This window comes from Gluconobacter cerevisiae, assembly GCF_015244675.1.
In the GTDB taxonomy this organism is placed as follows: Bacteria; Pseudomonadota; Alphaproteobacteria; order Acetobacterales; family Acetobacteraceae; genus Gluconobacter; species Gluconobacter cerevisiae.
This window is the reverse complement of the sequence record NZ_JABCQO010000006.1, coordinates 71039-84101: the sequence shown is the minus strand read 5'-3', so window position 1 is coordinate 84101 and position 13063 is coordinate 71039. Positions and strand designations below refer to the sequence as shown.

At 58.1% G+C, this 13063-nt stretch carries 14 protein-coding genes; 7 read left to right on the top strand and 7 right to left on the bottom strand.

The window, feature by feature from the left end; genetic code table 11:
* Window positions 1–77 precede the first annotated feature (77 nt).
* Window positions 78–377 carry an ArsR/SmtB family transcription factor gene (locus tag HKD21_RS08670; RefSeq protein ID WP_194255311.1) on the top strand — a complete coding sequence of 100 codons (300 nt, stop codon included), beginning with the start codon at window positions 78–80 and terminating at the stop codon, window positions 375–377.
* A gap of 7 nt (window positions 378–384) precedes the next feature.
* Here HKD21_RS08670 and HKD21_RS08665 read toward each other — a convergent pair whose 3' ends face one another.
* Window positions 385–861, bottom strand: a complete 477-nt coding sequence (locus HKD21_RS08665; RefSeq protein WP_194255310.1) for a TspO/MBR family protein — start codon at window positions 859–861, stop codon at window positions 385–387.
* Window positions 862–925: 64 nt separating this feature from the next.
* On the bottom strand, window positions 926–1300 hold the full coding sequence (locus HKD21_RS08660; RefSeq protein ID WP_194255309.1) for a hypothetical protein: 375 nt from the start codon (window positions 1298–1300) through the stop codon (window positions 926–928).
* Here HKD21_RS08660 and HKD21_RS08655 point away from each other — a divergent pair.
* Together HKD21_RS08655 and rpoH are read left to right on the top strand one after the other, a co-directional pair.
* Entirely contained in the window at window positions 1299–2267 is a 969-nt protein-coding gene (locus HKD21_RS08655) for an RluA family pseudouridine synthase (protein ID WP_194255308.1), read from the top strand. The genes HKD21_RS08660 and HKD21_RS08655 overlap by 2 nt on opposite strands.
* 244 nt (window positions 2268–2511) lie before the next feature.
* Window positions 2512–3405: an RNA polymerase sigma factor RpoH gene (gene rpoH, locus HKD21_RS08650; RefSeq protein WP_194255307.1), complete on the top strand. Its 894-nt coding sequence runs from the start codon at window positions 2512–2514 to the stop codon at window positions 3403–3405.
* Between the two features lie 327 nt (window positions 3406–3732).
* Here the strand turns inward: rpoH and HKD21_RS08645 are convergent, their stop codons facing one another.
* Both HKD21_RS08645 and gap read right to left on the bottom strand, forming a co-directional pair.
* A complete protein-coding gene (locus HKD21_RS08645) occupies window positions 3733–4947 on the bottom strand; it encodes a phosphoglycerate kinase (RefSeq protein WP_194255306.1) in 1215 nt (404 codons plus the stop codon).
* A 3-nt stretch (window positions 4948–4950) separates the two neighbouring features.
* On the bottom strand, window positions 4951–5973 hold the full coding sequence (gene gap / locus HKD21_RS08640) for a type I glyceraldehyde-3-phosphate dehydrogenase (RefSeq protein WP_194255305.1): 1023 nt from the start codon (window positions 5971–5973) through the stop codon (window positions 4951–4953).
* A 106-nt stretch (window positions 5974–6079) separates the two neighbouring features.
* Here gap and HKD21_RS08635 point away from each other — a divergent pair, with 106 nt between their 5' ends.
* The gene (locus HKD21_RS08635) at window positions 6080–6613 is read left to right on the top strand and encodes a pterin-binding domain-containing protein (protein ID WP_228121212.1); all 534 of its coding nucleotides are present in this window, start codon (window positions 6080–6082) and stop codon (window positions 6611–6613) included.
* Between the two features lie 287 nt (window positions 6614–6900).
* Here the strand turns inward: HKD21_RS08635 and HKD21_RS08630 are convergent, their stop codons facing one another.
* Window positions 6901–7935: an exodeoxyribonuclease VII large subunit gene (locus HKD21_RS08630; RefSeq protein WP_194255304.1), complete on the bottom strand. Its 1035-nt coding sequence runs from the start codon at window positions 7933–7935 to the stop codon at window positions 6901–6903.
* A 93-nt stretch (window positions 7936–8028) separates the two neighbouring features.
* Between HKD21_RS08630 and HKD21_RS08625 the strand changes: the two genes are divergently transcribed.
* Window positions 8029–8427 (top strand): DUF4186 domain-containing protein, encoded by a 399-nt coding sequence (locus HKD21_RS08625; protein WP_194255303.1) that lies wholly within the window; start codon window positions 8029–8031, stop codon window positions 8425–8427.
* 140 nt (window positions 8428–8567) lie between these two features.
* Window positions 8568–9671, top strand: a complete 1104-nt coding sequence (locus HKD21_RS08620; protein ID WP_194255302.1) for a linear amide C-N hydrolase — start codon at window positions 8568–8570, stop codon at window positions 9669–9671.
* 4 nt (window positions 9672–9675) lie between these two features.
* On the opposite strand, the gene HKD21_RS08615 is transcribed toward HKD21_RS08620, so the two are convergent.
* Together HKD21_RS08615 and HKD21_RS08610 are read right to left on the bottom strand one after the other, a co-directional pair.
* On the bottom strand, window positions 9676–10974 hold the full coding sequence (locus HKD21_RS08615) for an amino acid permease (protein ID WP_194255301.1): 1299 nt from the start codon (window positions 10972–10974) through the stop codon (window positions 9676–9678).
* A gap of 38 nt (window positions 10975–11012) precedes the next feature.
* On the bottom strand, window positions 11013–11474 hold the full coding sequence (locus tag HKD21_RS08610; RefSeq protein WP_194255300.1) for an Lrp/AsnC family transcriptional regulator: 462 nt from the start codon (window positions 11472–11474) through the stop codon (window positions 11013–11015).
* 110 nt (window positions 11475–11584) lie between these two features.
* Between HKD21_RS08610 and HKD21_RS08605 the strand changes: the two genes are divergently transcribed.
* The gene (locus HKD21_RS08605) at window positions 11585–13060 is read left to right on the top strand and encodes an aminotransferase class V-fold PLP-dependent enzyme (protein ID WP_194255299.1); all 1476 of its coding nucleotides are present in this window, start codon (window positions 11585–11587) and stop codon (window positions 13058–13060) included.
* Window positions 13061–13063 lie beyond the last annotated feature (3 nt).

Here is a 13063-nt window from a genome sequence, read left to right as displayed (position 1 = left end):
CTGATCACCATATTGTTCGATAAAATTCGAACAAAGCAAGTGTTGCGATAAAACTTCAGGAAAGGGATAAGACCTCTATGGCTGTCTATGACCATCCTGACTCCGCGACATTCGAACTCATTCCGGTGCTGCGCGCACTGGCTGATCCTGCGCGTCTGGAGATCGTGCGGCATCTGGGCCGTGTTGGGGAAGCCAACTGCGCCACGCTGATTGGAACACGGCCTAAATCCAGCATGTCGCATCATTTTCAGGTCCTGCGTGAGAGCGGCGTTTTGCGGACACGGATCGAAGGCGTCCAGCACCGCAATTCCTTGCGGTTGGCGGAGCTTGACGCACGGTTTCCCGGGCTTATGGCAGCCATTCTGAACGCGTCCTGAAATATTTTCAGTTCGTACGCCAGATCTCTTCGTGAATGCAGGTCGCGAAGATCAGCCATGCAAAAAACGGTACCTGCATCGAGGCAGCTTTGCAGTCCACTTTGTGCGCCGCGCAGATCGAAGCACCTGACGTCATGATCAGGCCGACGCAGATTGCAAGACCCGTTCCAAGCTGACGTTTGCGGAACACGAAGAACGGAAAGCCTGCCACACCGGCAACGCACAGGGCCCAGAGAATCAGCGCTACCGTCCGGCAACAGGATTTTTCAGCGCGCAGAAGCCGATATCCAGACCAAGCCAGAAGCCCGTCCAGAATCGTCCAGACGACGCCGTAAACCGGGCCGGGCGGATTGAAATGCGGCTTGTTCAGCCGATCGTACCATCGGCGCGTGGACGGATCGTCCGCCGGGCTGATTTCGCGCGAGGCGTACTGCACTCCAAAAACCGTACCGACGGCCAAGGCCGCATCAATCAGACGTCCCATTATCCGTGATCCTTCATAAATCCTGTCGCCTTAACGTCGGAACATGGTGGCAGGTTCAGACCGGTCAGGGTGCAGACGGTGCAGGGGTTCCGAAATCCAGCTCGGCGGCGATTTTTCCAGCCTCGGGGTTCCACAACAGCACCCGATCGCTTCCGGCGCCGCTCAGTGTCACCGCCATCAGACCGTCAGGACGCGCCGTAACGGCCGCAATGCGCTCGCCCGCACCGAGCGGAAGCGCCAGACGGGAAAAGCCTCCTTCAGCCAACGGCACAGTTGCCGTGATGCTCGGACGCGGATGCAGGAAGCGGTAGGCAATCACGCCAATCAATCCGAAAACGGCCGCGATAATCAGCACGCCCATCAAAATTACAGCGGCCAGAAGCGCTTTTGGTGTCTGCGACTCGCTGTTCGCCATTTCCTCGGCTACACCCTGTGTCATGTCTGATCCGGCTTCCCCATTCCGTCTTGTTGTCGATGCGTCCACGGCTGGCCAGAGGGCCGACCGCGCGCTGGCGGACGCCATCGGCACGGTTTCACGCTCCCGGGTCAAGGCCCTGATTGAAAGTGACAATCTTTCCATCAATGGAAAGACGATCTGCGAACCGGCGGAAACGCTGCGTGACGGCATGGAACTGCTGCTGACATTCCCGGCCCCGACCCCGGCTCGTCCCATCGCCGAGCACATCCCGCTCAACATCCTGTACGAGGACGACGACCTGATCGTGCTCGACAAACAGGCGGGGCTCGTCACGCATCCTGCTCCCGGAAACGAGACGGGCACGCTGGTCAACGCTCTGCTTGGCCACTGTGGAGAAGGTTTCGAAGGAATCGGAGGGGAGAAGCGCCCCGGCATCGTCCATCGTCTGGACAAGGACACCTCCGGCCTAATGGTCGTAGCCAAGACGGCCATGGTTCATAACGCCCTGTCCGAAGCCTTCGCCGCCCGCGACATCGACCGCGCCTATCTGGCACTTTCCTGGGGGCTTCTGCCGCTTGAAGGCGAATTCGACGGGAATATCGGTCGGGACAAACGGGATCGCAAACGCATGGCGGTCGTGGGCAGTGGCGGCAAAGTGGCTCTCACACGGTTCAAACTGATCGAACCCTATCAGGCTGCAGTCTCCCTGATTGAATGTCGTCTTGCCACTGGACGCACCCATCAGATCCGTGTTCATCTTTCGAACGCAGGCCACCCCCTGCTCGGCGACCCGGTCTATCTGCGCCGGATTCCTGCAGCGTCCCGTGGTCTGTCGCAGGATGCGAAAGAAGCGGCACTCGATTTTCCCCGTCAGGCGCTCCATGCGACCCGACTCGGATTTATCCATCCGCGGACGAAAAAGCAGCTTTCGTTCGAAACTGCGCCCCCTGAAGACTTCCAGGCCTTGAAAAAACGACTGATCGGCTAAACCTTAAAAGCCCATTGACTTTTTTGGCTGAGCCTGTCATAAACTGCTTATCCGACGAGCTGACGCGCCGCCGGAACGGATCGTACCACCAGAGGTCGCCCAGTCCGGGGGCTGACGGTCGGGGACGTGAAAGTCCTTCCCAATGCGTCACCTGGGTCAGACGGAACTATCCCGTCGCCGGTCCGTATGAGTCTCCATCTCATCCGGATGCGGGTTAAGCCCCGGGCGAAAGGAGTCGAAGACCATGGCATCCCCAGCCGTCATTTCAGTGGGTCCAGAGAACAATCTCACCCGCTATCTTCAGGAAATCCGCAAGTTCCCTCTGCTGACCCAGCAGGAAGAACTCGATCTCTCCCGCCAGTGGCGCAAAAACGAGGACACGAGCGCGGCACACCGCCTTGTCACGTCCCATCTGCGCCTCGTAGCCAAAATTGCCATGGGCTATCGTGGCTATGGCCTTCCGGTGAACGAACTCATCAGCGAGGGCAATATCGGCATGATGCAGGCTGTGCGCCGGTTTGATCCGGAACGTGGCTTCCGCCTTGCCACTTATGCCATGTGGTGGATCCGCGCCGCTATGCAGGAATACATTCTGCATAGCTGGTCTCTGGTGAAAATCGGCACGACCGCTTCACAGAAGAAGCTGTTCTTCAATCTGCGTCGTCTGAAAGGACAGATGCAGGCGATCGATGACGGCGATCTGAAGCCGGAGCAGGTTAACTCCATCGCGACCACTCTGGGTGTGCCGGAACAGGACGTCATGTCCATGAACCAGCGTCTGGCCGCACCGGACCACAGTCTGAACGCACCGCTGCGCATTGATGGCGAAGGCGAATGGCAGGACTGGCTCGTGGACGATCACGAGAATCAGGAACAGACCTACGCCGCATCTGAAGAGTTCACTGGTCGTAAGGCGCTTCTGGATCAGGCCATGATGACTCTGAACGAGCGTGAGCGTCATATCCTGAGCGAACGTCGTCTGAAGGAAGAACCTTCCACCTTGGAAGAGCTATCCCATCACTACAACGTCTCACGCGAGCGTATCCGTCAGATCGAAGCCCGTGCCATGGAAAAGCTCCAGAAAGCCATGGCTGCGGAAGTGGAACTGCGCCGCCGCGAAAACGGCCTCCAAGCCTGAAGGCACACACCACAAAAAAAGCCCGTCAGGATATCCTGACGGGCTTTTTTTTGTGAAAGACTGATTAATCCATGCCTGTCCGACACCAGTCCAAAATTTCAGAAATAGGGGGTCTGGTCAGGCTTTGAGGGTGACAGAAGCATCCCCGCTGGACGCCCGCTGCGGATAGATTCTCCTGTAGACGGCGGTGCGGGCGCTGTCGGGGGCTGATCGTAAGCCTGACAGCCTGCGAGAGCGCATAAGAGAAGACTGACTGACAGCGCTCTTTTCGACATCGCCTTTATTTCCATAAAAAAGCCGGGAAGGTTACCCTCCCCGGCTTTTTGTTCAGGTGAGCCCCAGATCGTGGCCCGCAGAGCGCAGAACTTCGATCCCCGGCAGGATTTTGCCTTCCAGCCACTCAAGAAAAGCCCCGCCAGCCGTGGAGACATAGGTCATCTTGTCCACGACACCGGCATGACGCAGAGCCGAGACCGTATCACCGCCACCGGCGATCGTCTTGAGCTTGCCCTCTTCCGTAAGCTGCGCGGCATACTGTGCAACATCGACGGTTGCCTTGTCGAAAGGCGCGATCTCGAATGCACCGAGCGGACCATTCCAGACCAGCGTCTTGAGCGTGTCCAGACGTTCGCGGATCAGCGCGACCGTACGTGGACCGGCATCAAGGATCATCGCATCGTCCGGAACTTCACCGATAAGGCAGATCTCGGTCGGGACATTGGCCTTGAACTCGCGCGCCACAACTGCATCGACGGGCAGGATGATCTCGCAACCCTTTTCCTGCGCGAGATGCGCGATTTTACGCGCCGTCTCGTGCATGTCGGCTTCCTGCAGGGACTTGCCCACATTCATGCCTTCAGCCGCAAGGAACGTGTTGGCCATCGCGCCCGTGATGAACAACGTGTCCACCTTCTCGATGACGTTCCCGATCAACTCAAGCTTCGTCGAAATCTTGGAGCCACCGATGATCGCACCGACGGGCCGCTCCGGATTTTCCAGAGCGGCCGACAGCGCGCCCAGTTCAGCCTGCATCAGGCGCCCGGCAAAAGACGGCAGGTCGTGAGCCACGCCTTCAGTTGAGGCATGAGCACGATGAGCCGCCGAGAACGCATCATTGACGAAAATGTCCCCGTTCTGTGCCAAAGCCTTGGCGAAGGCCGGGTCATTGGCTTCTTCACCCGCATGAAAGCGCGTGTTTTCGAGAACGATGATATCTCCGTCCACCATCGCGCCGACTGCAGCTTCCACGGTCGGACCGACGCATTCGGCGACGAAGCCAACCGGCTGGCCGAGAATCTGACCTAGTTTCAGCGCGATCGGCCGCAGTGACAGAGCCGGCACGACCTGTCCTTTCGGACGGTCGAAATGGCTGAACACCACGACGCGCGCGCCTTTGTCGGCCAGTTCGCGGATCGTGGGCGCAACCCGTTGCAGGCGGGTGTCATCGGTGATGACGCCGTCATGCATCGGAACGTTGAGGTCGGCGCGGACCAGCACGCGCTTGCCGCGTGCGTCCACACCATCAAGGGTGCGGAAGGCCATCACTCAAAGGCTCCCGAACAGGGCGGCCGTGTCAGCCATACGGTTGGAGAAGCCCCACTCGTTGTCGTACCAGGAGCAGACACGCACCATCTTGCCGCCATCGACAAGGACCGTCTGCGTCGCATCGAAGATCGAGGACGCCTTGTCATGGTTGAAGTCGGAGCTAACGAGCGGTGCCGTGTTGTATTCGAGGATACCCTTCAGGGAGCCTTCGAGCGAAGCGGCACGAATGGCTTCGTTGACGGCCTCGGCAGAAGCCGGAGCGCGTGTCGGGACGAAATCCAGCGAGACAACCGAGACATTCGGCGTCGGAACACGCATGGAGGTTCCGTCCAGCTTGCCCTTCAGATGCGGCAGCACCAGACCGACAGCCTTTGCAGCACCCGTGGAGGTCGGGATCATGTTCAGGGCGGCGGCGCGGGCGCGGCGCGGGTCCTTGTGCAGGGTGTCCACCGTGCGCTGGTCGCCCGTGTAAGAATGGATCGTGACCATGTAACCACATTCGATCCCAAAGGCCTTGTCCAGAACGGAGGCCACGGGCGCGAGGCAGTTCGTGGTGCAGGACGCATTGGAGATGATCTTCATGTCCGGTGTCAGGACGTCGTTGTTCACACCAAACACGATCGTCGCATCGACATCCGTAGCCGGAGCGGAAATGACGACGCGCTTTGCACCAGCTTCCAGCAGGGCGGCAGCCTTTTCGCGGGACGTGAACAGACCCGTACATTCCATCGCCACATCGACGCCCTGGAACGGAACCTGTGCCGGGTTACGCTCGGCAGACACCGTGATCGGACCATAGGTGCGGCCATTTGCTTCGATGATCAGGCTGTTGCCTTCGGCGCGGACCGTGCCCGGAAGGCGGCCATGCGTGCTGTCATAGGCCAGCAGATGTGCATTGGCCTCGACAGACCCCAGATCGTTGATGGCGACCACTTCGACATCCGTGCGCCCGCTCTCGATGATGCCACGCAGCACCAGCCGTCCGATCCGTCCGAAGCCGTTGATCGCGATTTTTACAGCCATGACCTGCCCTACTCCGCTCTTTGAAAACTCGGACATATTCCATAGCACCGCCACAGCAGAGCGACAGGGGGCATCAACAGTTTTTCATGAAGTTGACTCTATAATCTTGCTCAAACCCTCCGTTCCTGCGACGGTTCCGCGCGATATGGCACCATTCGTCCGACATTTCCGTTCGCAGCGGGGTTTTGTTCCGCATTCTGCACTCCTGATGGGAGGGCTGCTTCTGGCTGCGCCTTTGCTGTCGGGGTGCAAACTGCTGGATCAGCGTACATTCAATCCGAACGCGGGCAGACCTCCTCACCCTTATATCCCGCCTGCACCACCAGCGCCCCCGCCGCATGCTCCATTCCTGTCGATTTCAGAAGGAACGCCGGAATCCGAATACGGCCCCATCGTCGAACGTGCTGCGAAAGCCGCCCTGTCCCGCAAGGCGAACGTCCTGTTTGTCGTGCAAGCTTTCGCCCCGTCCCAGCCGACGCCGGACGCACAGGCACAGGCTCTGACGGACGTGACCGACCATCTGGCGGCGGGTGTAGCAGCGCATATCGAAAAGGCAGGAGCTCAGTCCATCCAGATCGAAATGCACGCCATGACTGACCCTTCGGCCACAAAACCCTTCGTCCGCGTGGACGTGCGCTGAGGATAGCGAGAGAAAGAACACGCCACGAGTTAGTGCCTTAAAAACCTGACTGAAATAGCGATGCATTTTCGACAGTATCGTTATTTCAAATGGCATAATTCGTGGCGGCCGGAATTTTTCTCAAAAGCCGTCATCGCATTGTCCAACACTGCTTTTACGTTTGTTGAAACAGTCTTTATTACAGAAATACCCGCTCCACGAGCAAACCATTTCGACATGTATTTTACGTATGCGTATGTCGGCAATGTATTTTGTCGTTAAAACAAAACCTACAACAGCCTGACAGATCAGAGTAGCCGGGTCAGTAGCAGACCCAGCGCCAAGCCAATCGCAAGCAATATCAGCCCACTACGCAGGCGCGCTGCGATGGGTGCCCGTTCCGGCACGACATTCAGCGCCACGCTGTCCCGAAGTGCGGCCATTTCTTCCTGCTGCGCACGGGCTTCTTCCTGTTCCTGCCATATCCGGCCGCTCATACGCCGGATATAGTGTCCGGCATCGGCGGGCGTGGTGGCTGCATGGTCTACGACACGTTCAGCCAGAGTGCGATTGGCTGTATGTCCCAGCCCCAGAACCCGATGCGCCGGACAGACGGCCAGCGCTTCCATCACTTGCGGGTTTTCAAACACGACGAAATCCGAAGCATCCCCGCCTCCGCGGATCAGAACAACGATCTCTTCACGACAGGTGCCGATCGCCTCCGCCAGACGGCCGGGATCGTTCATGGGTGTGGGCAGACTTCTCACACGCTCCGGGCGCCACGCTCCGCCCAGCGCCTGAAGAAAATCCTCGGCCACCAGTGCACTGGATGCTGCCGAGTGGATCAGCAGCAGTCGCGCCTCAGGGCGGGTTGGATAAGAGTGAGAGGCGCAGGGCAGTCCGCGCAGAACATCGAGTATGGATCGCTCAACACGCTCGACCTTCTGGCGGGCTGGGTCGTGAAGTTCAACGGCCACTGCCTCAAAACGCAGGACGACCTGCCCGCGATATTGCCGCGCCCGCAGCATCCCGGTCACATGGACATGATCGCCAGGACCGACACCGGCCCGTACCAGAACGGATTTCTGCACTTCCAGCGACAGGGTGGTCCCGAACTGCGGATCGGTGAGCGGAAGCTGGTAATATTTCGGGTAGGAATTGGGCGCAGCATCGCCAAGCTGTCCAGCCACGATCAGTGGAAAGCCCCACTCGTCGAAAGCCGCACAGATTTCCTCCAGTCGCACGGAGAACAAGTCCTGCACCTGTAGCGGAGAGAGAACCGTCAGTGTTGTGGTGTCTCCTGCCCCGGACGATGAGCGGGAGCGTCTCGGAAAAGCGTCCATCCGTCACCATATGGAGAAAGAACAAATGTTCTTACAGGGGGCTGGCGCCCTCTCACGCGATTTTTTGCCTGTTTTTCAGAAGGTTGTGGATCAGTGAGCCGTTTTGACCCCGAAGATCTCTTCAAACGCCTCGCCCAATCCCGTTTCCGCTCACGCTTTCATCTGGACGATCAGGCCCGACTCTATCTGGAAAGCCGGGGCCTTGATGCTGTCATGGGTCATGGAGCGGCCTTCATCGCCGAACGCCTCGCCCCAGCACACCCGCCACGCGATGGGAAGCAGACCCCCATGCGCGGTCATCCAGTCTTCATTGCCCAACATGCTACGGGAGCCTGTTGCCGCAGTTGTCTGTCGAAATGGCACGGCATGGGGCCGGGCAAACCCCTGACGCCCGAGCAGCAGGAACAGATCCTACTCGTGCTCCGATGTTGGATCGAGCGGGATTTTGGAGCGAGCATCCCCGGAAGCCCGGCACAGGGAGCGTTATTCTAGAAGTCCCATCCCATGGCTCATAGTGTGACTTTACTCCAAGTTAAGAAACTTCCTGATAAATATTTCGTCTTTAATGAAGATAAAAAATTCTGAATTATCCACGCAAAAAATTGTCAAATACGATTTTCAGGACTAACCCAATGAAAATAACGCCTCTTTCCAGTATGATGCTGTCCTCTGTCCTTTTATTCCCTACCATCGGGCAGGCCTGCTCAAGTCTGGCGATTACGGATAACAAGGGCCATGTTTTTCATGGACGCACATTGGAGCTTCCTGAAGGTCTGCCGTCATGGGTGACTTTTTATCCCGCACAGACCGCGTTCCAGAAAAAAGCGCCGAACGGCACTGCCGGAGCGCATTACAAGTCTCTCTATCCCATTCTGGCGATTACCACGCCCGTCTATGATGATGGTGACGACCACAACATGCTTGAGGGTATGAATGGGGCGGGCCTGTCTTTCAGCGCCAATATGGTGCCAGACGCCACGCTCACTCCACTTGCGGAATCAGACTACCGGGAATCCATTCCTGTGACATCGCTGGGGGAGTGGGCACTGGCCAGTTTCGCCACCGTGGATGAAGTCCGGAAGGCCGTTGACAATGGGCATTTCTGGTCCCCCGTTCTGACCAGACTGGGTGGTGTGAAATCGCCTTTTCATTTTGGGTTTTACGATAAAAACGGCGGAAGCATCGTCGTCGAGACGCTCAATGGAAAATTCCATGTCTATGACAACCCGACGAAGGTCATGACGAACGGACCGGATTTTCCGTGGCATCTCCAGAACCTGAACAATTATACGCAGCTGACCAATCAGGACAGATCTGCGGCTACTCTGGGAAGCATGAAAGTCGTCCAGCCGGATAGCGGGATTGTGGCTTCGGATCTGCCATCCTCAGACACTTCTGTCGGACGTTTCATTCGCGGCGTTTACTACACCAGCTATGCACCCGTGGCCCAGTCATCAGGAGATGCGATCAACATTCTGGCGCATATCATGAACCGGTTTGATCGCATGAAAAACATTACCACCGATACGCTTGGCGGCGAGACACAGAAGGAATCCGGAAAAACGGTCTCTGAATATACCGTCTGGACAGCCCTCTCCGACCTGAGCGACGGAGTGATGTTCGTCCGAGGATATAAGGATATCAGTTACCGAAAATTCTCACTCCAGACGTTTCACGACACGCCAAAACCGGTCTTTGAAAAAATCAACGACCGGGATCTGGCGGTGCCTTACTAAGTCATCAGTCCGGCTGGCGCCGCGGAACAAAGCGTTCTGCGGCGAAGATCAGCAGGAGCGCGCCGGCCCCGAGAATGATCTGTGAGCGCGTTTCGGGCTGAATCAGCATGGCGATCAGGGTGCAGGCAATCAGCACCAGAGCCGCGTAGGCCTTCCAGGCAGACTCCCGCACCAGTTTCAGACGGCCGGCCACGATCATGGTATTGTTAAACACCATGAAGCCGCCCGTCAGACTGACGAGCAGTCCAAAGATCAGCGTCGGCGACAGCACGGCCACGGCTGCGACGAGAATGGAGGCCAGCGCACTCACCAGAATGGCCCGACGGGGGAGTTTTGTGGAGGTATCGACCGTCAGGAACAGCCCTGGTGCAGACCCGGATTCCGCCAGTTCGTACAGAATGCGCGACGTCACATAGATCCCGGAATTGAGGCTGGACAGCGCCGCCGTCATCACCACGATCGCAAGAGCCACATCAGCGAACGGCACATGCAGACGGTGCAGCACCAGAAGGAACGGCGAATAGCCCGGCACGACATCGCTCCACGGCACCAGACAGAGGACCAGCGCGATTGAGACGATGTAAAACCCACCGATCCGCAGCGCGATGGAGCGCGTGGCGCGGACGATGTTCTGTTCCGTATTGTCGGATTCAACAGCCGCAACTGTAGAAATCTCGCTGCCGCCCATGGAGAACAGGATGGTGGGTATAACCGCCAGAAGCGCCAGCCAGCCATGCGGTAGCAGACCGCCATGTGCAAACAGGTTTCCATGCACCGGAACAGGGCGGCTCAGCAGCGCCCAGGCGCCGATCCCGATGAAGCAGACAATCGCCAGAACCTTGATGGCCGAGAACCAGTATTCGAATTCTCCGTACCCTTTGACGGACATGAGGTTCACGCCTGTCATCAGGGCCATGATGAGCACCTCAATGACGGCATAAGGCAGCGGAATATAAGGAGCGAGCATTGTCGCAACCGCGATGACTTCCACTGCAATCGCGATGATCCATGTCAGCCAGTACGCCCAGCCCGCGACAAAGGCTGCCCGCTCTCCTAGCGCATACTGGATTTGTCCCAGAAATGAGGCCCGTCCCGGCACTTTCAGCGCCAGATCGCGCATCATCAGATTGACCAGAAACACCAGAGTTCCGGCCAGCGCATAAGAGAGCAGGACCGCAGGACCACCCAGCGAGAGCGCTGCGGACGCCCCAATAAAATATCCTGCACCGATCACACCACCAAGGGCGATCATGACGACATGGCGCGTACGCAGACTGTGGGCGAGCTGGTCGGGCTGACTCATGGACAAAAAGACTTCCTGCTGTGGACGGGAGAGACGTTTCAGACCGGAAGATCCCTGTTGTCCGCCAGGGTTTCCATGGTCATATATGACGTGATGGCATCGAGTTCCACCTTGCTGATGATCTGCTGATACACACGATCGAAATCGTTCATGTCACAGGCCACCACCTTCAGAAGATAATCGTATTCGCCCGCGATCCGATAAAAATCAACTATGTTCGGGATCGAACCGACAACCTTGCGGAATGTCTCAAACCATTCGCGCGAATGATGGCGCGTCCGCATCAACACGAACACCGTCAATGTCAGGCCCAGCGCGGCTGCATTCAGACGGACCGTATCGTGAGTGATCACGCCATCCTCGCGCAGGGCATTCAGGCGCCGCCAGCAGGCATTCTGCGATAACCCAACCTTCTCGGCGAGCTCACGCTGCGAGGGCGTACCCTGTTTCTGGAGGATTCTCAGGATCGCCCTGTCCGTCTGATCGATTTTTCTGGCCATATCGCATCATATGACCACAAAAATGATTTTTCATCCTCAAAAAAGAGGCGGTTTTCGCGCATTCCATCGGTCTATCGTTCCTTCATCACGCAGGGGAAGAACATCGCGCTATGGAAACGATCGGCAATCTCGACAACAGCACTGCCATTCTCGAACAGTTCGGGCAGTCCCTGCGCAGCAACGGGCTGGCAGCGCTCGCCAAGGGCGTAATCGGTGAGGGTGCGAAGTTCTCGACGCCGTTCGGCACACAGTCCCTTCTTTACGCCGATTATGTTGCCTCAGGACGTGCGCTGAAGCAGGTCGAGACGTTCATCATGGACGAAATCCTGCCGTTCTATGCCAACAGCCACACCGAAGCCTCCTTCTGCGGCGCCTACATGACGCGCCTGCGCAGCAGTGCCCGTGCGACCATCTCGCGACTGTGCCACGCCCCCTCCTCCGATTTCACGACCATTTTCATGGGGAATGGCGCGACAGCAGGACTGAACCGTCTGGTGCATCTGCTGGAGATCCCGGCTCTGTGTGATGCGGGAAAGCAGCCGATCGTTTTCATCGGCCCTTACGAACATCATTCCAACATCCTGCCATGGCGCGAGAGCGGTGCGGAGATCGTCGAAATTCCCGAAGCGGCCGAAGGTGGCCCCGACCTGCATGTTCTGGAACGGGCACTGAAATCCTGCCCGGCAGACCGTCTGAAAATTGGTTCCTTTTCAGCCGCCTCCAACGTCACGGGTATTCTGACGGATGTGAACGCTGTCACGGCCCTGCTCAAACAAAATAACGCCCTGTCGATCTGGGACTATGCCGGAGCCGGACCGTACTGCCCGATCGACATGCAGCCCGGAACGCCGTTCGAGAAAGATGCGGTTGTCGTTTCCTGTCACAAATTCATCGGCGGCCCGGCAGCATCAGGCATTCTGATCGTACGCAACGCCGCGATCTCGCGCACATTGCCGGTTCTTCCGGGCGGCGGCACCGTACGGTTCGTCTCACCGTGGAACCACGACTATTCCGCCAATCTTGCGTCCCGTGAGGAAAGTGGCACACCGAACGTGATCGGGGATATCCGCGCTGCGCTCGCCTTCATCGTCAAAGATGTCATTGGGGACGCCTACATGGCGCAGCGCAATGAGGAACTGCGCGCCCGGGCCATGAAGGCCTGGACCGGCAATCCCTCCATCGAAATCCTGGGGCACCCGACCGCTGCCGCGCTTCCGATCTTTTCGTTCCGTATCCGCGATGTGAAAAACAACGTGTTCATCCATCAGCAGCTTTTCACACGCATGCTGTCGGACCGTTACGGCATTCAGGTCCGGGGCGGTTGTGCATGTGCGGGGCCTTATGCGCACCGTCTTCTGGGGATCGACGAGACTGAATCGGACCAGATCCGTGGCGCCATCCTGTCCGGTCAGGAAATCGAAAAGCCGGGCTGGACACGCCTGAATTTCAGCGTGTTGATGGATGACGCCAAGGTTGAGCGCATTCTGGAGGCTGTCAACGAACTCGCCAGCAATCCCTGCGAAACCGCCGCACAGTATGACTGCGACATCACTACGGCGCGCTTTCGTCCGAAGGCGGCGGCCTGAGGA